The 23384-nt window shown below is 63.0% G+C and carries 18 protein-coding genes and 1 pseudogene; 5 read left to right on the top strand and 14 right to left on the bottom strand.

Features of this window, described 5'->3' with window-relative positions:
* The 12 genes and pseudogenes from AC56LV_RS20075 to AC56LV_RS20020 form a co-directional block, all read right to left on the bottom strand.
* Complete coding sequence (locus AC56LV_RS20075) at positions 1-1167, bottom strand: glycosyltransferase family 4 protein (RefSeq protein WP_499560162.1); 1167 nt, start codon at positions 1165-1167, stop codon at positions 1-3.
* A gap of 40 nt (positions 1168-1207) precedes the next feature.
* Positions 1208-3253: an asparagine synthase (glutamine-hydrolyzing) gene (gene asnB / locus AC56LV_RS20070; protein WP_499560161.1), complete on the bottom strand. Its 2046-nt coding sequence runs from the start codon at positions 3251-3253 to the stop codon at positions 1208-1210.
* Positions 3253-4389, bottom strand: coding sequence for a glycosyltransferase family 4 protein (locus tag AC56LV_RS20065; protein ID WP_499560160.1), 1137 nt, complete (start codon positions 4387-4389; stop codon positions 3253-3255). Before AC56LV_RS20065 ends, asnB begins: the two co-directional genes overlap by 1 nt.
* Positions 4386-5411: a polysaccharide deacetylase family protein gene (locus AC56LV_RS20060; protein ID WP_499560159.1), complete on the bottom strand. Its 1026-nt coding sequence runs from the start codon at positions 5409-5411 to the stop codon at positions 4386-4388. Before AC56LV_RS20060 ends, AC56LV_RS20065 begins: the two co-directional genes overlap by 4 nt.
* A gap of 127 nt (positions 5412-5538) precedes the next feature.
* Positions 5539-6882: an O-antigen ligase family protein gene (locus AC56LV_RS20055; RefSeq protein ID WP_499560158.1), complete on the bottom strand. Its 1344-nt coding sequence runs from the start codon at positions 6880-6882 to the stop codon at positions 5539-5541.
* On the bottom strand, positions 6872-8146 hold the full coding sequence (locus AC56LV_RS20050; RefSeq protein WP_499560157.1) for a glycosyltransferase family 4 protein: 1275 nt from the start codon (positions 8144-8146) through the stop codon (positions 6872-6874). The genes AC56LV_RS20055 and AC56LV_RS20050 overlap by 11 nt, the downstream gene beginning before the upstream one ends.
* A gap of 17 nt (positions 8147-8163) precedes the next feature.
* The gene (gene murJ / locus AC56LV_RS20045) at positions 8164-9519 is read right to left on the bottom strand and encodes a murein biosynthesis integral membrane protein MurJ (protein WP_499560156.1); all 1356 of its coding nucleotides are present in this window, start codon (positions 9517-9519) and stop codon (positions 8164-8166) included.
* Between the two features lie 183 nt (positions 9520-9702).
* Positions 9703-10719, bottom strand: a pseudogene (locus tag AC56LV_RS20040) (SDR family oxidoreductase); the annotation flags it as partial.
* 64 nt (positions 10720-10783) lie between these two features.
* Positions 10784-11992, bottom strand: coding sequence for an MraY family glycosyltransferase (locus AC56LV_RS20035; protein WP_499560155.1), 1209 nt, complete (start codon positions 11990-11992; stop codon positions 10784-10786).
* A 350-nt stretch (positions 11993-12342) separates the two neighbouring features.
* Positions 12343-13899, bottom strand: a complete 1557-nt coding sequence (locus AC56LV_RS20030; RefSeq protein WP_499560154.1) for a GNVR domain-containing protein — start codon at positions 13897-13899, stop codon at positions 12343-12345.
* Positions 13900-13916: 17 nt separating this feature from the next.
* On the bottom strand, positions 13917-14933 hold the full coding sequence (locus AC56LV_RS20025) for a LysR family transcriptional regulator (protein ID WP_499560153.1): 1017 nt from the start codon (positions 14931-14933) through the stop codon (positions 13917-13919).
* Between the two features lie 309 nt (positions 14934-15242).
* Positions 15243-18131: an insulinase family protein gene (locus tag AC56LV_RS20020; RefSeq protein ID WP_499560152.1), complete on the bottom strand. Its 2889-nt coding sequence runs from the start codon at positions 18129-18131 to the stop codon at positions 15243-15245.
* 210 nt (positions 18132-18341) lie between these two features.
* On the opposite strand from AC56LV_RS20020, the gene AC56LV_RS20015 reads away from it, so the two are divergent.
* The 5 genes from AC56LV_RS20015 to AC56LV_RS19995 all read left to right on the top strand — a co-directional run bounded on the left by AC56LV_RS20015 (position 18342) and on the right by AC56LV_RS19995 (position 21137).
* On the top strand, positions 18342-18689 hold the full coding sequence (locus AC56LV_RS20015) for an ArsR/SmtB family transcription factor (RefSeq protein WP_499560151.1): 348 nt from the start codon (positions 18342-18344) through the stop codon (positions 18687-18689).
* On the top strand, positions 18670-19101 hold the full coding sequence (locus AC56LV_RS20010) for a YeeE/YedE family protein (RefSeq protein ID WP_499560150.1): 432 nt from the start codon (positions 18670-18672) through the stop codon (positions 19099-19101). Before AC56LV_RS20015 ends, AC56LV_RS20010 begins: the two co-directional genes overlap by 20 nt.
* 10 nt (positions 19102-19111) lie before the next feature.
* Positions 19112-19528: a YeeE/YedE family protein gene (locus AC56LV_RS20005; RefSeq protein ID WP_499560149.1), complete on the top strand. Its 417-nt coding sequence runs from the start codon at positions 19112-19114 to the stop codon at positions 19526-19528.
* Between the two features lie 22 nt (positions 19529-19550).
* Positions 19551-20300 carry an MBL fold metallo-hydrolase gene (locus AC56LV_RS20000; protein WP_499560148.1) on the top strand — a complete coding sequence of 250 codons (750 nt, stop codon included), beginning with the start codon at positions 19551-19553 and terminating at the stop codon, positions 20298-20300.
* A 138-nt stretch (positions 20301-20438) separates the two neighbouring features.
* Complete coding sequence (locus tag AC56LV_RS19995) at positions 20439-21137, top strand: dienelactone hydrolase family protein (RefSeq protein ID WP_258836416.1); 699 nt, start codon at positions 20439-20441, stop codon at positions 21135-21137.
* Positions 21138-21292: 155 nt separating this feature from the next.
* On the opposite strand, the gene AC56LV_RS19990 is transcribed toward AC56LV_RS19995, so the two are convergent.
* Positions 21293-21592, bottom strand: coding sequence for a hypothetical protein (locus tag AC56LV_RS19990; RefSeq protein ID WP_499560147.1), 300 nt, complete (start codon positions 21590-21592; stop codon positions 21293-21295).
* Positions 21593-21788: 196 nt separating this feature from the next.
* Entirely contained in the window at positions 21789-23381 is a 1593-nt protein-coding gene (locus tag AC56LV_RS19985; RefSeq protein ID WP_499560146.1) for a Na+/H+ antiporter, read from the bottom strand.
* Positions 23382-23384: the final 3 nt, after the last annotated feature.

Below are 23384 nucleotides of genomic sequence, written 5' to 3'. Positions count from 1 at the left end.
TCAGACTTGCGCCGTTGTTTCGAGGCCCGGCACGGCGTGCGCATGCCCATTGGCTTCGATCTGCCGCAGTGCGCTCAGGTAGCGCGCGATCACGACATTTTCATCGAATTGCGCGACGACCTTGTTCCTGCCTGCCTGGCCCATGGCCAGGCGCTGTGCATGCGTCAGGCCAACCATCCGCACCATCTTGTCGGCCAGGTCGGCTGCATCTTTTACATTGCATAGCAAGCCATTGGCCTGATGCTCCACGATGTCCTTGCAGCCGGCCACATTCGTGGCGATGATCGGACGTGCCATGGCTGCCGCCTCGAGCAGCGTGTGCGGCACGCCCTCGCGGTACGACGGCAACACGACGCAATCGGCACGCGCCAGATAGGGCCGGACGTCGTCGGTCTCTTTCAGGTACTCGATCAGTCCACTGCTTTTCCAGCCCGCGATTCGTTCAAACGGGATCGAGTTCGGATTGTGCGCATCGACCGGTCCCAGCAGCTGAAACCGCACCCCTGGCAATTGCTGACGCACGATGCGCGCCGCGGCGGCGTATTCCTCGATACCTTTATCGCGAAGCATTCTCGCCACCAGCAAGAAACAAAATCCGTCCACTGGGGGTAGCCGCGCCGGATCCGGCTGGAATTGCTGCAAGTCGATCCCGGAACCGGGCAGGACTTCCGCCACGTCGGGCCGCGCCAGGCCCGCGTCGATGAACAGCTTGCAATCGTCGGCATTCTGGAAGAACACCCGGTTCGATTGCCTGAGCGAGCAGCGGTACAGCCGTTTGACGAGGTACGTTAATGGCGAGTTGCTGATGAAGGTCGCGCCGAGACCCGCGATATTGTTGATGACCGGGATCCCGAGCCGGTGCGCGGCGATCGATCCGTAGATGTTGGGCTTGATCGTGTAGCCCAGGTAGGCCAGCGGGCGCACCGATTGCAAGACACGCCAATACTTGACCAGCAGCGACAGGTCGCGACTGGGGCTGGTGCCGTTGTTGTCCATCGAAATCGTCTTGAAACGACAGCCGAGCGACGCCAGTCGGTGCACATAGGCATCGGCTGGCGCCATGACCATGACGTCGTAGCCTTGCGCGATCAGGGCCTTGACCAGGCCAGACCGAAAGTTATGGATATTCCAGGCGGTATTGACCGAAATAACGATTTTCTTGTTCATGGTGTTCATCCTCAGGAAGGTCGGACGCACTGCACGAGGGTCATGTCGCCAGCGGGCATGGCGCCGCGACGGCGGGTGGCGCCTGACAGTGCAGCGCGGCGCCACCCGCTTCGCGGTGCGGCCCGGCCTGCTGCTCGAGCCACGACTGGAACATCAGGACATCCCACAAGTGGTATTGCCAGTTGCGGCGGCCATCCAGGTGCTCGCGCCAGCGGGTGCGCAGCAGCGCAGGCTCGAAGAAGCCTTCGCTGCGCAGCCGCGACTCGGCCAGCAGGGTTTCAGCCCAGTCGCGCAGCGGGCCCCGCAGCCAGTCGCCGATGGGCACGCCAAAGCCCATCTTGGGCCGCTCGATGAGTGCTTCCGGCACGTAGCGATACAACACTTGCCGCAGCGCCCATTTGCTCGCGCCGTCGCGCAGTTTCAGCGCCAGCGGCAACCGCGCGGCAAACTCGATCACGCGGTGATCCAGAAACGGCACCCGCGTTTCCAGCGATACGCTCATGGCGGCCCGGTCGACCTTGACCAGGATGTCGTCGGGCAGATAGGTCAGGGTGTCGAGCGCCATCATGCGTTCGACGCTACCGAGCCCGGCCAGCACCGGCGCGGCGCCGCGCAGCAAGGTGTTCGGTTCATGGCCACCGATCACGAGCGCGGCCGGATCATCCCAGTGCGACACGAGGCCCAGGTACACCGCGTCGAGCGATGCGCTGGCCATGATCTGCGCGCCTTTGTGCAGCTTGTCGCCCGTGTTGGCAAAGCGCATGGCGCGCGGCAGGCACGGCCCCAGTGTGCGCGCCAGCCGGTTCCAGGAAGCCACTGGCACCCGGGTGATGCCCCGTGCGGCGAGCCGGCGTACGGGCAACGGCGCCGCGCTGATCGACTTCCACAGGTGCGCGGCGAAACCATAGCGGGTGTAGCCGCAAAACAGTTCGTCGCCGGCGTCGCCCGACAGTGACACCGTAACGTGCCGGCGCGCCAGCTGGGACACCAGGAACGTGGGAATCTGGGACGAGTCGGAGAACGGTTCGTCGTACATCGACGGCAGCCGTGGAATCACGGACTGTGCCTGCGCGGTTGTCACGTACAGCTCGGTGTGATCGGTGCCGAGATGACGGGCCACGGCTTTTGCATGGGGCGCCTCGTCGAACCCCTGCTCGTGAAACCCGATCGAAAACGTCTGCACCGGCCGCGTCGACCGGGCCTGCATCAGCGCGACGATCGTCGACGAGTCAACCCCGCCGGACAGGAATGCCCCCAGCGGGACATCGGCCATCATCTGAGCGCCAACAGCGTCGCTGAGCAGCGTATCCAGTGCATCGACGGCTTGCGCTGGCGTACCCGCAAACGGTGTGGCCACGCCTTGCGTGCACTGCTGCGCTGCCGACCAATACGTGTGCAGCACCGGTTCCGGGCGCGCCGCCGAGACGGTCAGCAGGCAGCCCGGCGGCAGCTTGGCGATGCCGCGATAGATCGAATGCGGCGCCGGCACATAACTGTGCCGCAGTTGCAGGCACAGTGCCCCGCGATCAATGTCGGCAGCACATGCCGGATGCGCGCGCAGTGCCTTGAGTTCGGAGCCGAACAGGAACACCGCGTCGTCTCCCCTGCCCTGCCAGCCGTAATACAGGGGCTTTTCGCCGACGCGGTCGCGCCCCAGCGTCAGCACGCCGACCTGCCGGTCCCAGACGGCAAAGGCGAACATGCCAATGGCGCGTTCGACCGTGGCCGCAATGCCCCAGGTATCGAAACCGGCAAGCAGCGTTTCGGTATCGGAGCGACCGCGCCACCCGCACACACCGGCGCTCGCCTCGAGCTCGTTGCGCATGTCCAGGTGGTTATAGATTTCGCCGTTGAAGACGAGCACGAAGCGGTTCGAGCACGAGCGCATCGGTTGCTGACCGGCCGGGGACAGGTCGATGATCGCCAGGCGCCGGTGGCCCAGGGCGATGCCGTGCTCGCCGTCGGACCAGTAACCGGCATCGTCCGGACCGCGATGGTAGATTGCATCGGTCATGCGCCTGAGCCAGCCGACCTGGTCAGTCGCCGGTGAAGACGCCGCAGCCAGAAATCCAGTGAATCCACACATCAGAGTTCTCCTCTCGCAATGACGCCTTCATAAATGTGCTCGAAGCGCGTCCGCATGCACCCCATCGTGAACCTGGCGCCGATGCGCGCCCTGGCCTGCTGCCCCATCTGCCTGCGCTGCGCGGGGGCCAGCGCCATCAGGCCCGCCACGCCCTGCGCAAGCGCTTCGGGATTGGCCCGCGGTACCAGCACGCCCGTGTCCGCCATCAGGGCGGCGACGTCGCCGACATCGGTTGCCACGCACGGCAATCCCATCGCCATCGCCTCACCCACCACATTGGGAAAGGCCTCGGTGCGCGAGGACAGGCAGAAGATGTCCATGGCGGACAGGCAGATGGCGATATCGGCGCGTTCGCCCAGCAAGACGAAGCGCTCCGCATAACCGGTGGCATCGATCCAGCGCAACAGCTCGGCATTGTCTGCATCCAGGCTCTTGCCAACCATCAGGAAGCGCAGCCGCGGGTAACGCCTGGCGAGCTGGCCGGCGGCTTTGACGAAGTTGGGATAGTCCTTGTCGAGGTTGAAGCGCCCGAGCGTGCCGAGCACGATGTCGTCAGCCGCGAAGCCGCAACGTGCCCGCAGCGCTGCACGTTCTTCATGGCCTGGCGTGAATGCCGACAGATCGAAGCCATTGCCCACGACCACCATGCGGCTGGCGTCGTAGCCAAGCAGGGAATGGGAGCGCCGCGCCGCCTCGGCCACGCACACGATGGTATGCGGCACCCAGCACGACAACGATGCGCACAGGTAGCGCACGAGCGCCGTACTGCGCGCGCAGCCACCGTCGACATCGGTCGTGCGAATGCCCCAGATCACATTGCGGTTGCCGGCGAGGCGGGCGGCCAGGCCGCCGAGGAAATCGGCATGATAGAGCCAGGTCTGGACGATATCGGGACGCATCGTACGGATCAGGCGAACCATGCGCACGAGGTCGCCGATCGGCGCGCGCCGCACGTCGAGCACGATCAGCGTGATGCCTGACGCGACAAAGCGCGAATACATGCCGCCGCCTGGGCTGAGGACAATGACCGTGTGGCGGTACTGGCTGTCGCGAAACGCGAGGATGAGCCGGTACAGCGCCATCTCGGCGCCACCCACCGCCAGGCCGGTGATGACATGCAGGACGTGGCGCGTCATGACGGATCCCGCGCATCGGGCGCGGTGGGCGAAGCGGACGCAGTGGCAGTGGCAGTGCCAGTTTCAATGGCCGAGGACGAGGCAAAATCGGCCATGCAATGGCTTTGCATCCCGTGGGTGTCGGCCAGGCGCCGGTAGTGGCGCAGCAATACTTCAAGCTGCGCCAGATTCTCGTCCAGGTTCACGCCAAAATTGTGCGGATGCCACCACAGGTGAAACGTACTGCCCTCGCGCGCCGCCAGCGCCATTCCCTGCTTCAGGCGACGCAGGCGCAGGGGCAACAACGCGCGGTGGCGGCGCGACCATGGGTAAAGAAACTGGCTGCCCGGTACATTCACCAGGGCGCCAAGCGACTGCGGGCATACGGTGCGTTTGCCGCTCAGCGGCAGGCAGGCATCGGCAAAGCGCGCTGCACGCCCGGCAAGGCCGCCGACCACGGCGTCGCCATGGCGGTACAACGGGTGCGGCGCATTGCCGCGATAAACCTGAATCGCCGCCTGGGACAGGATGGGGAGGAACGCCGCGACAATCTGATTGCGTGGCAGTACCGCGCTGCGCAAGCTGGCGCCCATGCCGGCAGCCACCGACTGCGCGCATGCCAGATCCGACGCGAATTGCGCTGGTGATGCGCCCGCTTCGTTGCAATAGAAATGCCCAAAGGTGTGCGTTCCCAGTTCTTGCCCCTGCGCTGCCAGGATTTGCTCGACCAGTGGCCGCGCGAAGAACAGCCGCGGATAGCTGCGTACGAACTGGTCCATGCCATACGGCGACAGCGCGCGGCGTGTGTAAGCTGGCAAGAGCGTCGGCCGCGTGGCGCGCCAGTCATCGTAGTTGCGGCACATGATCATCCCGACCGTTGCCCACGTCACGCGTACGCCATAGCGCGCGAACAAGGCCAGCATACGAGGCACGGCCTGCCATTCGCCCAGCACATTGCGCCCGTAGTCGGCAATCGTCTGCGTATCGGCGACGCCCCAGAACAGCTCGAAATCGAGCGAAATGACAAATTTTGCGGAAGCCATGGTTGAGTACGCAGAGCGCGTCGTCGTCGATGCTGTGTGTGCAGGTGAATTTGTAAGTGTGCATGCAAGCACGCTTGCTGTGATCTTGGCCGGGGCGTCATGTCATGCCACGCTGGACAGTGTTTCTTCAGCGAAGGCGCGCCATGCACGGCCTGGGCCAGGGCGGCAGCGGGCTGGCCGGTGCGCTGCCCGGCATGGCGCAAACCAGCGCAAACGTGACCAGCCAGTACGAAGCGGCATCAAACATTTGGTGGGTGAACATCGACATGAACGCGAACAGAAATGCCATCGCATAACGTAATCCCCGATCGCTGAAGAAACTGCTTTTAAAAAGCATGATGAGCATCCATCCCCATAATAAAATTCCCATGACACCATATTCGGCGGCTAAAAGAAGGAGCTGGTTATGCGTACTGCCCCGGTGCCGCCAAAAATGCGTGGCGCCAGCACCTGAGCCAAATAAAGGGTTTTGAAGAAATAACTCCCAGCCGGCCTGAATTACACCTGCCCGCTCTTCAGAACTATCATCATCGAAGGTAAAGCTGGAGAAGAAGTTGAGCCTTGACAGGATATTGGTGGCTGCGTCTTCGAATTCTTCTCGTGAAGATATATAGCTTTCAAAGCTGCCGATAAAGACGAGGAGAATGCCGATTGCAATCGTCAGTGATATCGCGGCGGATTTTGGTAATGTTTGCTTATAAATAAAGAGCCCCAGCAACACTACCCACGCGATGATCGCGGCACGGGAAAACGTGGTCAGGATGGCGACGCCGGCCAATAGAAACAGGGGCATCCGAAAGCGGCGATCAAGCACGGCAAAGCCAAGCACGACGATGTGCAGGATGGCTTCCCCGGCAAGGTTCGGATTGATGAACATGGCTGCCGCCCGCCCAAGTACAGCACCGGTTACATCCACCGGATACAACAGTCCGGGATTGGCAAAATCGACGATGACGGCGCATGGCACAACCGCCATCAGCACGAACATCATCCGCAAATACATTCTCGTGGGCGAGATATAGGCAACGAATCCGAGGAACAGGGCGAACAGAATATATTGTGCGCGCGTGGCAATCATGGAGCGCCTGGCTTCGGCATGCATATCCATGAACGCTGCACCACCGACATCCACGCTGGCAGGAAAACCTGCCAGATGGATCATATTCAAGGAAAATAATAGCAATGCCCACAAGGCGAATGGCGACACCAGGTAATCGCGAAGCGCTTGCCACCGTATGACCATCAGCGGCGCGATGAATCCAAAAATGCCGAAATAAATAAACTTGGGCAACAACCGCGCATCGAGGATGTAGAGATAAATTGGCAGATTGGCGTACATGGCGCCAAGCGCGATCGCCATCAACAGGGTGTGGTACCTGACGAAGAAGCGGCGGTCGGTGCGCGGCGGGGTTCGTGGCCGATGCAAGCCGGGCAGCCTCGCTTCGTTGTCGGCGGCGAGTTCATGGTTCATGGGCAGGGTCTTTCATTGCGGCTGACTGATTGCCTGACTGACTGCCTGACTGCCTGGCTTCATGGCAGACACCGCGCCTGCCTGTACGGCTGACTTCGGGCTTGCCGTCGTGGCTGCCTCTCTGGCTGGCTTCATGGGCCAGCACCTGACTGCCGCACAGCGACACGAACAATGTTTCCCACATCTGCCCGATTTTCTCGACCGAAAAGCGCTCCCTCGCCTGCGTTGCACGGCTCGCCAACTGCCCGCGCAATGCGCCGTCGCCCATCACACGGGCCAGCACGTCGCTCAGGGCGGCGATATCGTCTGGCGGGACCAGCAGACCATCGATACCGTGCCGGATGATGTCGCGCGGCCCGGTATTGCAATCGACGCTGACCGCAGGCACGCCGTGGGCCATTGCCTCGGCCAGGGCGTTGGGAAAACCCTCGGAAAGCGAGGTCAGCGCAAACAGGTCGGCCTGGCCATACCAGTACGCCATATTGCCGGCCACGCCGGGCATGGCCACGCGCTGCACCAGTCCCATGCGGCCGATCGCCGATGCCAGACGGGCGCGCTCGGGCCCTTCCCCAAGGATGACCAGATCCCAGTCCGGAAACGCACCCGCCAGGCGTGCGAACGCGCCAATCAGGGCGTTGAAGTTTTTCACGGGGTCGAGGCGCCCCACGGCGAGCAAGCGCTTGCGCTGCGGCTGGCACAACCTGGGAAGACTGCGCCGCGGCGGGTTGTCCGGTAGTGGCCAGGCGATGGCATTGGGAATGACGACGACACGTGACGCCGACGTTCGCGTTTCGATCCAGTGCGCGCACTCGTCCGTCAACGCCACCATGGCCGAGAGCCTGCCGTACAGCCTGCGGCGCAGAACGTGCCACAGGCGACCAAGCGGTGCGTGCGGCGGATAGCAACGCTCCGAACCGATCGTCTGCAACGCTGGCAGCCACAGGCTGGCAAGGGCCAGCAGCACATTTGGCGTGCTCATCATTGCCAGCGCGACGTCTGGCCGCAGACTGCGCAACAGGCGCCGCAACGCCATCACGCGCCTGGCATTCTGCCACAGGCCATGGAGCGCATGGCGACTGGCCCCGGCCAGATCGAGCGAAATACGCCCTACCCTGCGATCGAGCGGATAAAAGTCGGCGCTGACCGGGGCCAGCGTGACAATGGTCACCTCGCGCGCCCTACCCGCCCAGAAATTGGCCAGCGTGCACGCAGCGCGCTCGGCGCCCCCTGCGGACAGGCTATGCATGAGCAACAGGATTTTCACTGGATGCGCTCCATCGCTCAAAGACCTGGCGCAGGGCGCCGTGGTGGCGACCGGCGCCGCAACGCCAGCCAGAAGAACAGCGCGTTGAGACCGTACACCGCCATCGTCGCCAGTGCGATGCCATTGACGCCAAGACGTGGCACCAACACGAGGTTGCCAAGTACCTTACCGCCACAGCCGATGACGCCGGACCAGGCAATCAAGCCGTAGCGGCGCTGGCTGAGCGCGTAGCTCACCAGGACCATCGACGCAAAATAGAACGGCAACTGCGGCAAGCCGTAGCGCAAGACCTCGACCACCTGCGCCGTGTCGGTCGCATCGAACTGGCCTCGCTCGAACAGGAGCCGTATCACCCACGGCGCCGCGAGATAGCTCAACAGCATGACGGCAACCCCACAGATGAACATCAGGCGCGCCCAGGACACGGCGACGCGGTAGACCTGCCCGGCAGCATCGGCGCTGACCTGCGAGAACACGGGCAGCGTGGCACGCGAAATGGCAATGGCTGCCAGGCCAAGAATCAGCGACAGCACCCGATTCGCGTAGCCCAGCATGGCGAGCGCCCCGGTGCCGAGGCCGACCGCGTAAAACTGATCGATGATCACGGTAAAGCTCATCAAGGCCTGACCCGCGAGCATGATGCCGAAGCCTTGCCAGAACCATTGCCACTGGGCGGAGTCTCTGGTGAAGGCAGGGGTCTCCAGTTCGCGCCGCGTCGACAGCGGCGCCAGGAGTGTCAGCAGGTGACAGGCGCAGCCGGCAATCGTGCCCCAGACAAGCGGGCTGATACCCCCGCCGGCACCTAGCAAAACTGCCGCCGTGATGCACAGCGTCGGCACGCATTCGAGCAAGGTGTTGACGTGGCGCTGCGCCGCAAGCAACCACGTCGATAGCAGCGCGACCAGCAGACCCAGGGGCAGCATGAGGATCAGGCCGGGAAGCGCCGTCGCGGCGAGCTGCGCCGAGTGCGTCGGCAGGCCGCTCAGGTCGAACCGTAACAAGGCGCCGATGCCCAGCCAACCGAGCAGCGCCAGCGCCATGCCCAGCACCAGTGTGAAACCGGCCAGCTCGGCGCGAAAGCGCGGGATCGCCTGCGGACTGGACACACGCATGCGCGCTACCAGCGGCACCAGCACGGCAGCGAGCACGCTGGCCCAGATGCCGAGCGGCCAGGACACGAGGTTGTACACGAACTGGTAAGCATCCACCTCGGCCGCAAGGCCGTAGCGGTAGGCGACCGCCATTTCCTTTGCCGCGCTCATCAGCTTGCCGAGCAAGGTGAACAGCGCCACGGTCAGCAGCCCGCGGAAAATTGCGAGATGCTGCGGATCGGCGATGCGGCACCGTGCCCCGAGCGTATCGAGCAGACTCATTTGCCCTCCCCGGCGCGGCCAGGCGGCATCGTGAGCGCCTGCGGCAGATGCTTAGCCAGCATGGGCATGGTTCACGTCCGCGCTTGCCGTGACGTTGGCATTGTTGCCAGCGCTGGCGCCAGTGCTGACACCAGCGCTGACACCAGCGCTGACAACGGCGCCCGCACCCGGCGCGGGATTACCGAGATGCTGGCAATACCACGGCACAGCCGCTGCGAGGCCGGCGTCGATGCGGTAAGCCGGCGCGTACCCGAGTTCACGCATCGCCTTGCTGACGTCCGCCTGCGAATGGCGCACATCGCCAGCGCGAAACGCGGTGTGAAGCGGCTCCATGATGGCCGTCACACCGTGCGCCGTGAGAATGGTTTTGAGGCAGGCAAACAACTGGTTCAGCGTCGTCGCCTCGTTCACGGCCACGTTGTAGACCGCACTGCCGGCCTCGACCGGTACCATTGCCGCCAGCAGATTCGCTTGCACGGCATTCTCGACATAGCAGAAGTCGCGGCTCGTGCTGCCATCGCCATGGATCTGCACCTGGCGACCTGCCAGCATGGACGCGATCCACCGTGGAATCACGGCAGCATAGGCGCCGTTCGGATCTTGCCGCTTGCCAAACACGTTGAAATAGCGCAGCCCCACGGTGCGCAGCCCGTAGCAACGGAAAAACACGTCCGCATACAGCTCGTTGACATACTTCGTCAACGCATAGGGCGACAGCGGCTTGCCGATGCGCTCTTCCACCTTGGGCAGGTCGGGGTGGTCGCCATAGGTCGAGCTGGACGCCGCATATACGAACGACGACACCTGCGCATCGCGCGCAGCCACCAGCATGTGAAGAAAGCCGTTGATATTGGTGTCACTGGTGGCAAGCGGGTCCGCAATCGAGCGCGGCACCGAACCCAGCGCGGCCTGGTGCAGGACCTTGTCGACGCCGGCGACAGCCTGCCGGCACATGCGCGGATCGCGGATATCCCCATGCAGGAACGTGAAGCGTTGCCATTGGCTGTCGGTCACGAGACTGCGCACTTCATCCAGGTTGTGCTGAAAGCCGGTCGACAGATTGTCCAGGCCGACGACGGTCTGGTCGAGCTTCAACAGCGTTTCGAGCAGATTGGAACCGATGAAGCCTGCGCAGCCGGTGATCAGCCACCGCTGGGGATGCGCGCGCAGCGCCGTCTGAATATCGTCAAAGGTGGGCATGAAGCTGTTCCTGTCAGTGGTGGCAAATGAATTGGGATGCTGGGCACACGCAGGGCCGCATCGCTCAGATCGCTTCGCTTCTGGGCTGTGGCCGCAGACCAAGAATGACGGCGGGGTGGCGGCAGCGCCCCCAATGGCCCCGCACCAGGCGCATGTAGACCGCCACGTAGACCACCATCTGGGCCAGGACCAGCGCCACTGCAGCGGGTACGGTATCGCCGAGCAGCACGGCGGCGATCGTCGCGGCGCTGAGCCAGGCGGTAACGAAGCAGGCCACGCCCGCATTGCGGCGCCATGCGCGGCCGGCGATGCCGATCTTGTTGCAGGCAACGCGGCGGTAAAACAGCGAGTGCAGATGCAGGCGGTCTGGCGCGCCGACCAGGGCGCTGCGCAGGATCTTTCGGCGATACATGCTGAACAGGACCTCGATCACCGGGTATGCGTAGATGGCGAGAATCTGCCACGCGTTGATGCGGGGATTGCGGACAATCGTCAGCACTGCCACTTCTGCCGCCCAGAAGCCAATGAAATACGCGCCGCCGTCGCCCATGAACAGGCGGCCGGTCGGGTAATTGAGCAACAAGAATCCGATGGTGGCCCCCATCCCTGCCAGGGCCAGCAGGGTGACAATGGGATCCCCGGCCTGCCATGCCAGAAAACCTGCGCCGGCAAGAATGACGACGATCGTGCCACCGGCGACGCCGTTGAAACCGTCGACGATATTGATGGCATTGGATACCCCTGCCACTGCAAACGCGGTCACGGCAAACGACACGGGAAGCCAGTGCAGAACGCTGTCGAGCGCCCAGATATCCAGGCGCGGCAGATGCGCTTCCACCAGCCAGGCGGCGAGTACGCCGCTGGTCAGGATGGCGCACAGGCGCAGACGGACCGACACTTGTTTGGTCAGGTCTTCGATGATGCCGGCTAAAAACGCAGGCAGTGCTGCCAGCAACAGCAGCAAGATGAGCGCGTTTGTTTCGGTTTGCAGCGCCAGCGGATAGCCCACCAGAGCGCCATACGATGGAACTGCCAGAACGCCTGCAACCATGGCCACGCCACCAGTGCGTGAAACCATGTTCTTGTGAACTTTCTGGACACCATTGACATCGATATCAAATGAAAACCTGCCATGCCAACGCTCGGTAAGGATATTGAGCATGCAAATGAACAGACTGACCAGCAATGCCAATGAAAACGTTTCGAGAAGCGGAAGCATGACTTCAGGCGGAAACACGGATTCAACACCATTGACATTCTTATTTATCGCCATTACGCCCCCCGTTTTGATCTGACAAACGTCCAACAGGCACATGCACGGCTCAGAATTACGATGCTATCGATAGACTCGATATTCGCTCACGCCGCCTTACACTGGTGTTTACTCTAACAACATAGGGAATAAGAAAACGTTGAAAATATCGATATATCTGACGCCTCACCACCATCATCAGATGCATTTTTATGATTGGTTTCTTTAGCGATCAATCTACTAGAAAATATCGAAAGAAATACGCTCGCGATGGCAGGTTGACGTAGTACGCAGAAATAGAAACTTGCACGCCAAATTGCCGTGGGTGAGATGACAGCGCGACTCAGGCGGCGGGCAATTTGCAGGGCGGCTCATGCCTGGGTGCCAGTCGCTGACGCCGCACCCTTGGCGCTGCTGACAGCGCCTTCGCCCTGCCCCGCCGCGGGCGGCGCAGCATCCTGCGTGTCCACATTGCCTTCGTCCAGCGGCGCCTGCGTACCGATCGCGAGCCGTCGCACACCCCAGGCCGCGCTGCCCCGGTGCTTGCGCCGCATGAGTGCATTTTTCAATACCGATGCACCGACACCGCCTGCCAGACCCAGCAGACAAGCCAGCACGAGCATGACCGGCAAGCCGAGCGTGACCGACTGCAATGGCACCTGGGCCCGGTCAACCACCCGCACGTTGACGTGATTGGACAGCATCAAGGCATCGAGCTTGTGGCGCGTATTGAGCAGCTCGAAACTCATCTGGCTGTGCGCCAGCTTGTCGCGATTGACCGCCAGTATTTCCTGCTGGGCTGCGCCAAAGCCCTTGCGCCTGGCCTCGATATCGGCCAGATCATGACGGATCGAGGCGATGTGCCGCGTGACGACCACCATATCGGGATGCCGGTCGCCGGCGCGACCCGCCAACGCGATTTTCTGCTGTTCCTTTGCCGTGAGTTCGGCCTGCAGTACCAGCGATTGCTGGGCCAGGATACGCGCGTCCTCGCTCAGGTCGGATGCGCCGTGCTGCCGCAGGAGCTCGTTGAGTCTGACATCGAGCTCATGGATGCGGCGTTGCGCTTGCGCGACTTGCTGGTCGTAGAACACCAGCTGGTTCTTCACCTCGTCATTTTTTTGGGTGGTCTGCTGCTGGATATACTGGTCGCCGATTTCATTGAGGATCCGGCTGACCAGCTCGGGCCTGGCGCCCTGCAGCGACACGCCGATCACATTTGACAGCCGTCCCTTTTCGGCGATTGCCAATGACCGTTGCAGCCTGTCCACCGCCTGCCCCTGGCGACTTCGATAGAGTGTGAACGCCGCGCCCGGTCTGGCGTGGATATGTGCGACCAGGATGTCCAGCTTGCCCGCGGGCAAGCTGGCGTGCAGCTGCTGGCCGACCTTGCCGTGCACCCGGATGCCGGCCTCTTGCTGGCTGAGCGTATAGGTATCCGGGCCGCTGACGACCAGCTTGAACGGCTGGTCCAGCAGCGCATCAGGCACGTTGAAGGTATCCACCCGCACCTGTTCGTTGCCCCACACGTAGCCGCCGACGCCAAACAGGCCGGGCTCCGACAACCCGGGATTGCTGCGCGCGATGAAGGCGCCCACGACGGGAAACAGGGTCGGCTCGACGGCGATATCCAGGTGCAAGGCATTGACGACCCGCGCCAGGATCGAGCGCGATCGCAGGATCTCGATTTCGGTAATGGCCGGGGTTTCCGTCTGCACGTCGGCCGACGGCGGCGCGTTGCGTGTGATCTGGATCAGGATGTTCGATTCGTAGACCGGCTTCACACCCAGTGCAACGGCAATGGCGAAGATCGCGATCGCGCACCCCACGGCTGCGATCAGCCAGCCGTTGCGCAGCACGTTCCGGACCCCGAGCAGTGCCGAGGATTCCGTGCCCTCTCTGCTGCGCCGCGACAGCGGCATGGCCATCGGCTGCAGAGCGCGTTTCATGCCTGGCCCGTATCTGCCTGGCGGCAGCGCGCGCTGCAGGCCTGCAGCGCATCGGCAAATTGCCTGGCCACCGACCCCGCCGCTACCGACTGTGCGCACATCAGGTACAGGCGTGTGCCGTGATGGCGCGCGCCCGCCAGCGGCAAGGCGCGCAGGTGCCGGGCATCCAACGCCTGTTGTACCTGGAACCTGGGCAGCCACGCATAACCCACGCCCTGCCGCAGGATACCAATGGCCCGCTCGGGATTGCATACGCGCCAGGAACCAGGATGATGCGGCGCCGACTCGCCCATGCTGGCGCCGCTGCCGTGTTGCGCTGGAACGATGACGACCTGGGAATACGTGCTCAGCTCATCGTGCGTGATGGCGCGTTTGCCTGAAAACAGCGGATGGGCCGGATGGGCCACGGCGATATGCTCGACCTCAAGCAGGAAACTGGCAGCAAAGCCCAGCACCGGCTGCGCGCCGATGACGATGTCGGCTTCGCCCGCATGCAGCGCACGCCGGGCGCCGTCGGGCGTGACTTCGCTGACGCTCAGGCGCAGGTCGTGCAGCGACGGCGAGCACTGCCGCACGGCATGGATCAGCAAATCGGAGGGGAAACCAGGGTCGATTGCCACGCGAATGTCCGGACCCCAGCCATGGTGCAGCGTATCGGCCAGCGACTCGAGCGCGTTGGCCTGCCTGACCAATTCACGTGACCTTTCCAGCAAACATTGGCCAGCGGCGGTGATCTGCGCTTTGCGCCCTTTCAGTTCCAGCAACGCGATGCCGAGTTGCTCTTGCAGCTTGGCAACAGCGTGGCTGACGGTCGACTGGGTCACGTGCAATTGATCGGCGGCGCCATCGAAACCACCGTAGTCAATTACCGCATGAAACATATTCCATTGCCTGAGACTGATACGCGGCGTCCTGGTTTTACAATACCGCACAGCGCCAGATGGCGATTTGGCGGCAAGATCAATCCCATGCACGATATCCGGCAGAATATCCAGTGGCTCAAATAATTTCATGGCGTATCCCACTTACATTATCCGTGTAGATATTTAATTGAGAAAATCTTTGAAACATCGCGCGCGCACGCCATACCATTGAATGATATGCAGGACCTCCCGAGCAGATTCTGCGTACCGTCAATGCAACAGAGTGATTGGAAAATGATCGATGGATTCAGGGCTGACTGAATCCGACAGCAGGCATTGCACCTACCGAATATTCAAAAAAGAAATTCCCTATTAAATATAGTATTTAAACTATTTTAATAGGGAATCAGTATTAACAACGGCTACTGGGGGCAGCCGCCTGCCATCAACAAACCGCCATCAAGCGCCGGCCAGCGCCGACAAATCCACCACGGCCAATCCGCCCAGATCCTGCTCGGTATTGCCGGCGAACGCCGCGCGGCTCGCCGTGCCGTTCTTCAGGTACTTCTGCACGACCGCCTTCACCTGCGCCTGCGTACAGCCAAGCACGCCCTGGCGGAAACGCTCGCGCGTGGCCATGTCGGTGCCGCGCCGGTACATGCGCCAGCCCAGGCGCACCGCATCCCACGGCGCTTCCGGCTTGTCGAGCTTCTTGATGACGCCAATGATGGCTTCTTCGACCTGCTCGTCGCTGTAATCAGACGCCAGGATCGTGTCGATTGCCCCGTCGAAATCGCGGTAGGTGGCCGCCAGGCGCGGGTCGCGGAACGACGCCATCGAGAACACGCCCGAATCGCCCGCATACGAGGCGCTGCCGCCATACGCGCCACCCGCTTCGCGCAGCGCCGTGTGCAGCACCTGGTTGGTGAACAGCTCGGCAGCCACGCTCAGGGCGCCGGCGTCATCGTCGTGCGACATTGGCACTGCCCATGCGATATTGCAGTGATTGACCTGGCCTGCCGCGTGCAGCGCGACATTCGCCGGGGCTTGTGGTGCGGCTTCTACTGGCTGGCCAGGCACCGAAGCTGCGCCAGCGGCGGTAGCCGACGTCGGCCACGCCGCCGCCAGCAGGCGCGCCAGTGCATGGCCATCGTCGCCACTGCCGGCGCACAGCATGCTCGGGCGCTGCGCCACGATGGCAGCGTGGATGCGCGCCAGTTCGGCCGCGACCTGCGCCACGCCTTCCGGCGTTGCGGCCAGGGCTTTCAGGCGGGCGTTGAATGCCAGCGCCGTCGGTCCGGCAATGGCGTCCTGGAAGCGCCGCACCTGCGCCAGCGGCGCGCTCACGGCCATGGACGCATAGTGGCTACCAGCCTGCGCCAGGTCGTCCAGCGTGTTTTCCACTTTGCGTTCGAGCAGATAACGCAGGCGCACGGCCTCGTCGAAACGTGGCCGGGCCATATAGGCGTCGAGCACCGCGACGATATTGGCATGCTCTTCGCGCAGGGCATTGGCCGATACCGTCAGGTCGATGCGCAGCGCGCCGTCCGGAAGCTGGAACGGCTGCAGATCGAAGCCGAACGACGGCACCATGCGCTGGCGCCAGGCGCCGGCATCGGCGTAGTCCTGGCCCTCCAGGCCCAGGTCGTCGCGCAGCTGCGTGTACAGCGCCAGCCATGGCCAGTCAGCGGCCGGGATCGCCGACACGTCATACACGATGCTGGCCGATGAAATCCCGTTCGAGCCGATGCTGAACGCGTGGATGTCGTCCGCGGTCGGTGCAAACGCGGGCAAGGCGCGCGGCTGTGTGCTCACGTCGCCAGGCCGGATACGCGGCAGCACCTGCGAATCGAAGGCCGTTTTCTGGTGCGCTTCGAGGGCCACCGTATCGGCCGCGATGCGCGCGCGGTCGGCGTCGGTCAACTGGGCCGAGGCCTGCGCCAGGCGCGCGCTTTCCACGGCGTCACGGTCAGAAAAATAGGCGGCATCCGGCACGATGGTCGACACCAGGCGGCCAGGCGACGTCAACAGGTTACGTACGAGCGACTTGAAGTAAGCGGGATCGGCGATATCGCTTTCCATCGCCTGCAGGATGGCGTCGCTGTCGAAGGCAGTGACGACGTCGCCGTCGCGCATCGCGACCGGCAGCGCGGTCAAGAGGCGCTCGAGCACGTTCGGCATGCTGCCGCTGCGGGTATTGCGCTGCTGGTACTTGAGGTCGCGCAGCGCGGCCTGCAGCGTGGCGTGCTCCACGCCCTGCTCGGCCACCTGCTCCAGCGTGGCCCAGATCAGTGCTTCGGCCAGCGACGCCTGGGCCTCGGTGAGGCCTTCCATGCCAACATGGAACAGCATCTGGCGCGCACTGTCGTCATGGCCATTGAAGCCCGACGGCCGGCCATAACCCGCCGTCTCCATCGCCTTCATCAGCGGTGCAGCGGCGTCGCCCAGCAGGCCAGCCGACAGCAGGCTCGCTTCAAACGCCACTTTCGGGACCGCCGACTCGCCCATCAGCCACGTCATTTGCAGCCCGAATTCGTTGTCGCGGCCCTGCTGCGACGGAATGCGCACGGTATTGCGCTGCGGCGCCGCGAAGGCGCTGGCCAGTTGCGGCACGCGGCGCGCGGATGCGTCGATCTGGCGCGCCAGCACGCGCTCGGCAATGCGGGCCTGGACCGCAGCAGCGGGCAATGGCCCGGCCGTCATGAAGACCGCCTGCGACGGATGGTAATGGCTGGCGTGGAAGTCCTTGAGCATCTGGTGCGTGAGCTCGGGGATGGCCAGCGGATCGCCGCCCGAATCGACTTCGTAGGTGGTCCCGCTGAGGATGGTCGAGGTCAGGCCCTTGTACAGCGCGTGGCCCGGGTCGGCAAATGCACCCTTCATTTCATTGAAGACCACGCCCTGGTAACCGAGCACGCCATCGGTGAGCGTGTAGCGCCAGCCCTCCTGCAAAAAGTTCAGGTAGTCGAGCTTCGGGAAGAAGGCCGCGTCGAGGTACACGTCGAGCAGGTTGTAGAAATCGTTTTCGTCGGTGCTGACGAACGGATACACGGTGCGGTCGGCATAGGTGAACGCATTCATGAAGGTCGCGGTGGAGCGGCGCAGCATGGCGAAGAACGGATCGCGTACCGGATAGCGCTGCGAGCCGCACAGCGCCAGGTGTTCCAGGATGTGCGCGCGGCCATCGCTGGCGTCGGGCACGGTGGGGAAGCCCACCAGGAACGCCATGTCGGCACCGGTGGTGGTCAGGTGGATGTGGCGCGCGCCGGACGCCGGCGCGACATACTCTTCCATCGTGGCCTGAAGTGCGCGAATGGCGTGACTGCGGAGGTGCTCGAAATGACTCATGTACGGTTCTTTCAGAATATGGCAATGGTCGTGGTGGGCCATGAAGACGTTGAACGACGGCATGACGACCACAATGCCCTGAAATTCTACCCCGTGCCGGACACACGCGTCGGCGCCGCCCGAACCTCCACGACAAACCCATCAATATATCAAAAGATATTTTGTTTTTCGATATAGTGTGATTTAATGGGGTCTGACGAAAGCGATACCATGAACCATTCTCCAGAACCATTGAACCTGCTTGAGATGCAAGCCGCCGCTGTGCGCGCCTGCGCGTTGCTCAAGACGCTGGCCAACCCGGACCGGTTGCTGCTGCTGTGCCAGCTGACGCAGGCCGAATACTGCGTCAGCGAGCTGGCAGCCGCATCCGGCATTGCCCAACCCACCCTCTCGCAACAGCTGGGCGTGCTGCGCGAGGAGCGCCTGGTCACGACCCGGCGCGACGGCAAGCAAATCTATTACAGCCTGGCCAGCGACGCGGCGAGCGCCGTGCTGCAGGTCCTGTACCAGCAATTCTGTGCACAACCGGGAGGCAGCGATGACCGTGAACTGGACTGACTTCACCCCCTGGACCGCGCTGAGCGGCGGCTTGCTGATCGGCCTGGCGGTCGCCATGTTCGTGCTGTTCAATGGCCGCATTGCCGGCATCAGCGGCATCATCGGCGGATTGCTGCGCCCGGCCCCGGGCGAGCGTGGCTGGCGCATCGCGTTTCTGTTCGGCCTGGTCGCGGCGCCCCTCGTGTACACGCTGGCCGCACCGTTGCCCGCCATGCGCATCGATGCCGGCACGGGCACGCTGATCGCCGCTGGCCTGCTCGTCGGTATCGGCACCCGCTACGGCGCCGGCTGCACCAGCGGCCATGGCGTGTGCGGGCTGGCACGCGGCTCGGCCCGTTCGCTGGCGGCCACGCTGGCGTTCATGGGCGCCGGCTTCGCGACCGTGTTCATCGTGCTTCATCTATTGGCTTGAGGAGAACAGCATGCGCATCCTGATGGCATTGATTACCGGTCTCGTGTTTGGCATCGGCCTGATCGTATCCGGCATGACCAACCCGGCCAAGGTCCTGGGTTTTCTCGACCTGGCCGGCCGCTGGGACCCGTCGCTGGCGCTGGTCATGGCCGGCGCGATCCTGGCGGCGCTCCCCGCATTCCGGGTTGCTGCCAGGCGCCGGCAATCGCTGCTGGGCGAGCCCATGCACCTGCCGACAGCCACCCGGATCGACCGCCGGCTGGTGCTGGGCAGCCTCGCCTTCGGGGTCGGCTGGGGCCTGGCCGGCTTCTGTCCCGGTCCGGCGCTGGCCTCGCTCGCGACGGGCAGCGTGCAGCCACTCATTTTCTGCGCCGCCATGCTGGCCGGCATGGGCATCTTCGAACTGCTCGAACGACGCAGGTCCTGATCCACCGATCACCGGAGGCACTATGATTTTCAAGCAACTTTTCGAACCGCTGTCGAGCACCTATACCTATCTGCTGGGTGATCCGCAGACCGGCCAGGCCATCCTGATCGACCCCGTGATCGTGAGCATGGAGCGCGACCTTGGCGTCCTGCACGATCTGGGGCTGACACTGGCCTTCACGCTCGACACCCATATTCATGCCGACCACATCACCGCAGCGCTGGCATTGCGCAACGCCACCGGCAGCAAGATCGCCGCGCCCGCGTTCGACAACCTGCCCTGCGCCGATGTCGCGATCGAGGAAGGCCGTCCGTTCGAGGTCGGCGGCATATCCCTGCAGCCGCTGCATACGCCCGGCCATACCGATGGCCATTTTTCCTATCTGCTGGGCGAACGGGTCTTTACCGGCGACGCACTGCTGATCGACGGCTGCGGCCGCACGGATTTCCAGAACGGGGATGCCGATGCGCTATATCGCAGCGTGACCGAAAAACTGTTCGCGCTGCCGGATGAGACGCTGGTCTATCCCGCGCACGACTACCAGCAGCGCCACGTCTCCTCAATTGCCCAGGAAAAACAGCGCAATGGGCGACTCGGGGCCGGCAAGACGCTGGAGGCGTTTCGCTCGATCATGGCCGAGCTTGCTCTGCCCTATCCGACCTTCATCGACTATGCCGTGCCGGGCAACCGGGCGTGCGGCGTGTGTCCGGAGGATCTGCCCGAACGCCTTGCCCAGTATTGCCGGCAAATGGGCGTCAGTCTGCAGGGCTGAGAGCTTGCTCGCGACGGGACCGGGCCGCGCTGCAATCGTGCTGGTGGCAGCATCCGTCCCATTCGTCTTATCATATGTGTCGCTACGGCCGCCCACGCAAGCCGGCCGGCACCCTCCCCGTCAACCTAAAGGAATTCCATGTCCGAAACACTTACCGTCACCACCGCCGAACGCGGTTTCGATTGCTACGTGGCCCGTCCCGACGTCGTCGGCACCTACCCGGTCATCATCGTGCTGCAGGAGATCTTCGGCGTGAACGCCGGCATCCGCAGCATTGCCGACAACTACGCCGCCAAGGGCTATATCGCCGTCGCCCCCGACCTGTTCTGGCGCGAAGAGCCGGGCGTGGACTTATCGGAAGCGAATGAAGCCGACGTCGCGCGCGCGTTCGCACTGTACAAGAGCTACGATTTCGACCATGGCGTGCAGGACATCGCCGCCACCATCAGCGCAGCGCGCACGATGGAAGGCAGCACCGGCAAGGTCGGCGTCACCGGCTACTGCCTGGGTGGCCTGATGACCTACCTGAGCGCGGCGCGCACCGATGGCGATGCATTCGCGGCCTACTACGGCGGCGGCACCGACAACTACCTGTCCGAAGCAAAGAACATCGGCGCGCCGTTCCTGTACCACCTGGCCGGCGCCGACGAGTACATCGGCCCGGACGCGCAAGAGAAGATCAAGGCCGCGTTTGCCGACAGCACCGACGCCGAGATCCATGTCTACCCTGGTTGCGACCACGCATTTGCCCGCCCGGGCGGCGGTCACTACGACCATGACGCGGCCACGCTGGCCAACAGCCGCACCGACGAGTTCTTCGCACGCACGCTGCGCTGATCCGGCGCCTGGCGCCGATATCGTCTGCCGGCGCCATGCCGGCAGTCACGCTCCTCCGTAATGCGCTTGAGCTCCGCCTTCAAGCGCCGCATCCCGTCACAAACAAAAAACGGCGCAACAGCGCCGGTTTTTACTCGCCTTGATACTGCCCGGGTTCAGGCAATCTTGCACGGAACCTTGATCAGCTCATCTTCGGCAAAAGGGGCACACATGCGGTGAAAGCCATCCGCAATAATCAAGCCTGAGCCATCGTTCTGTCGCACGATCAGGATGGGGCCAGGCGCCTCACCATCGCGAATTTGCTGCTGATGGCGGGACCAGTCAAAAGCTGCGACTTCGGACATCGCCGTGCGGGAGGCGCGTAAAATATCTTTGGCCGGGTATTCTGACATCGGTGCGGCGCGCAATTTCTGCGACAGCTTGCGGCATTTACGTGGTTTGAACAATAAACTCAAATACCTTTCTGCCGAAACATAGTCGTTGTCGCCTTCCTGGTTTGATGGCAGCCAGGCCCATCGTGATGAGGCACAACGCATTTTGTTAAACGCAGTAACTCGTCAAGGTGTGATTGGCGTTGATGGCGATCGCAAAAGCGTCAATATATTCCCGGTATTGAAGCTTTTGCGTCGTTTGCAGGCTGACACTGACAAGTTAACTGAATTTGCTCATTGCACTTCTGATTTGCTGTTCCTCCAAATCTAATTCCTTTGCCAGTGAGCGGTGCGTCTCCGCATCGACTTGATCTGTGTGCTCTGACAGTTTCTCCCGGGCTGCTTCAATTGCCACCAGCCGCAAGCGTCTTTGCGCATTGAACTGTTCGGCGTTTTCAGGCGATTCAGCTTCTTTCTCGTCAGCTGCCCGCTCAGCCCTGGCTTCGTACTCGTCAACAAGTGCAGACGCTGCCGTTGAATGCTCCGGGCTGGCGTCTGGCTCGAGGTGTTCCTTGACGACTTCAAGCGCGGCGTCAGCAATCTCGGCCCTGGCCAGCGCTTCCGCTGGTTCAGCAGCGTCCTTCTCCGGCTCGATCACTTCGAGTTTCCGTACGAGCCAGCCAAGCGTGGTGCCCTGAACAATGAGCGTCGCAAAAATCGCACAAAATGCCAGGAAAACGATGACATCTCGCGCGGGAAAGTTGGCCGGCAATGCAAGTGCCGCCGCCAGGCTGACCACCCCGCGCATCCCGGCCCACGAGACGACCGCATGGTGCGTCCAGAGGGGACGGGCCGACTGCGCTGCCTCGCTCCGGGAGAGCGCGCCTGGCAGCCAGCCTGTCATGAACACCCAAACGAAGCGACTGACAATGAGGGTCACAGACACGGCAAGTGCGAGCAATGCAAGCGAGGTAAGCGCCGTGGCACTCTCGCTCGCAAGCCGTTCAACGATGCCCCGCATTTGAAGTCCGATCAGCATGAAGATCAAGCTGGCGAGCAGGAACTCGATGAAATTCCAGACTGCATTGAGCTCCAGTCGGGTACGTGCTGTGAACTCTGCATGCTGTTTCCGGCCCAGGACGAGACCACAAACTACCGCGCCTAACACGCCCGATGCGTGCAGCGCCTCAGCGCTCAGGTAGGCTGCAAAGCCCGCCAGAATGCTGATCGTGATGTCGAGCATCGTGTCATCGATCTTGCTGAACACCCACATCGCCAAACGACCGGTCAACCAGCCGATGATGATTCCGCCGATTCCCATGCCAAAGAACTGAAACAGGCCGCTCGAATAGCTAACCGAGCTTGCCGCGACCGCCGCGACAGCGAAACGGTAAAGGACTAGTGACGACGCATCGTTGATCAGGCTTTCGCCTTCCAGGACGGTGACGATCCGCTTGGGCAGGTTAAATTTCTTCAGAACCGAGCTGGCAGCAACGGCATCGGGCGGCGCCACGATGGCTCCAAGTGCTGCTGCAGCCCACCAGGGAAGTCCGGGCACCAACCAGTGCGCCACAACGGCGACTGCAGCTGTCGTAAAGAGAACGGCGCCGATAGCCAGTAAAAGAATGGGCCGAAGGTTCGAACGGAACGCAGGCCAATCTGTGCGGTAGGCACTGACCTGCAGGAGCGGCGGCAGAAACAGAGCCAGTGCAAGCTCCGGATCCAGCTCGACCGCAGGCAAACCTGGTATCAGAGCCAGACCCATGCCGCCCAATACCAGGGGGATCGCCACCGGCAAATCCAGGCGCTGCGCCACGATCGCAAGCAGGACGCAGAATGCCACCAGGCTAAGAAGAATTTCGAAATTCGCCATCGA

The organism is Telluria sp. RB2R28, assembly GCF_059685835.1.
This window is presented reverse-complemented; position numbering and strand designations above follow the sequence as displayed.

Excerpts from the sequence above, each read along its gene's own strand:
- AC56LV_RS20015 (WP_499560151.1), top strand. The coding sequence starts at position 18,342 with ATGAACCATTCTCCAGAACCATTGAACCTGCTTGAGATGCAAGCCGCC.
- asnB (WP_499560161.1), bottom strand. The coding sequence starts at position 3,253 with ATGTGTGGATTCACTGGATTTCTGGCTGCGGCGTCTTCACCGGCGACT.
- AC56LV_RS19995 (WP_258836416.1), top strand. The coding sequence starts at position 20,439 with ATGTCCGAAACACTTACCGTCACCACCGCCGAACGCGGTTTCGATTGC.
- AC56LV_RS20035 (WP_499560155.1), bottom strand. The coding sequence starts at position 11,992 with ATGGCGATAAATAAGAATGTCAATGGTGTTGAATCCGTGTTTCCGCCT.
- AC56LV_RS20060 (WP_499560159.1), bottom strand. The coding sequence starts at position 5,411 with ATGGCTTCCGCAAAATTTGTCATTTCGCTCGATTTCGAGCTGTTCTGG.
- AC56LV_RS20020 (WP_499560152.1), bottom strand. The coding sequence starts at position 18,131 with ATGAGTCATTTCGAGCACCTCCGCAGTCACGCCATTCGCGCACTTCAG.
- murJ (WP_499560156.1), bottom strand. The coding sequence starts at position 9,519 with ATGAGTCTGCTCGATACGCTCGGGGCACGGTGCCGCATCGCCGATCCG.
- AC56LV_RS20065 (WP_499560160.1), bottom strand. The coding sequence starts at position 4,389 with ATGACGCGCCACGTCCTGCATGTCATCACCGGCCTGGCGGTGGGTGGC.
- AC56LV_RS20075 (WP_499560162.1), bottom strand. The coding sequence starts at position 1,167 with ATGAACAAGAAAATCGTTATTTCGGTCAATACCGCCTGGAATATCCAT.
- AC56LV_RS20000 (WP_499560148.1), top strand. The coding sequence starts at position 19,551 with ATGATTTTCAAGCAACTTTTCGAACCGCTGTCGAGCACCTATACCTAT.
- AC56LV_RS20005 (WP_499560149.1), top strand. The coding sequence starts at position 19,112 with ATGCGCATCCTGATGGCATTGATTACCGGTCTCGTGTTTGGCATCGGC.
- AC56LV_RS19985 (WP_499560146.1), bottom strand. The coding sequence starts at position 23,381 with ATGGCGAATTTCGAAATTCTTCTTAGCCTGGTGGCATTCTGCGTCCTG.
- AC56LV_RS20010 (WP_499560150.1), top strand. The coding sequence starts at position 18,670 with ATGACCGTGAACTGGACTGACTTCACCCCCTGGACCGCGCTGAGCGGC.
- AC56LV_RS20030 (WP_499560154.1), bottom strand. The coding sequence starts at position 13,899 with ATGGCCATGCCGCTGTCGCGGCGCAGCAGAGAGGGCACGGAATCCTCG.
- AC56LV_RS20025 (WP_499560153.1), bottom strand. The coding sequence starts at position 14,933 with ATGAAATTATTTGAGCCACTGGATATTCTGCCGGATATCGTGCATGGG.
- AC56LV_RS20055 (WP_499560158.1), bottom strand. The coding sequence starts at position 6,882 with ATGAACCATGAACTCGCCGCCGACAACGAAGCGAGGCTGCCCGGCTTG.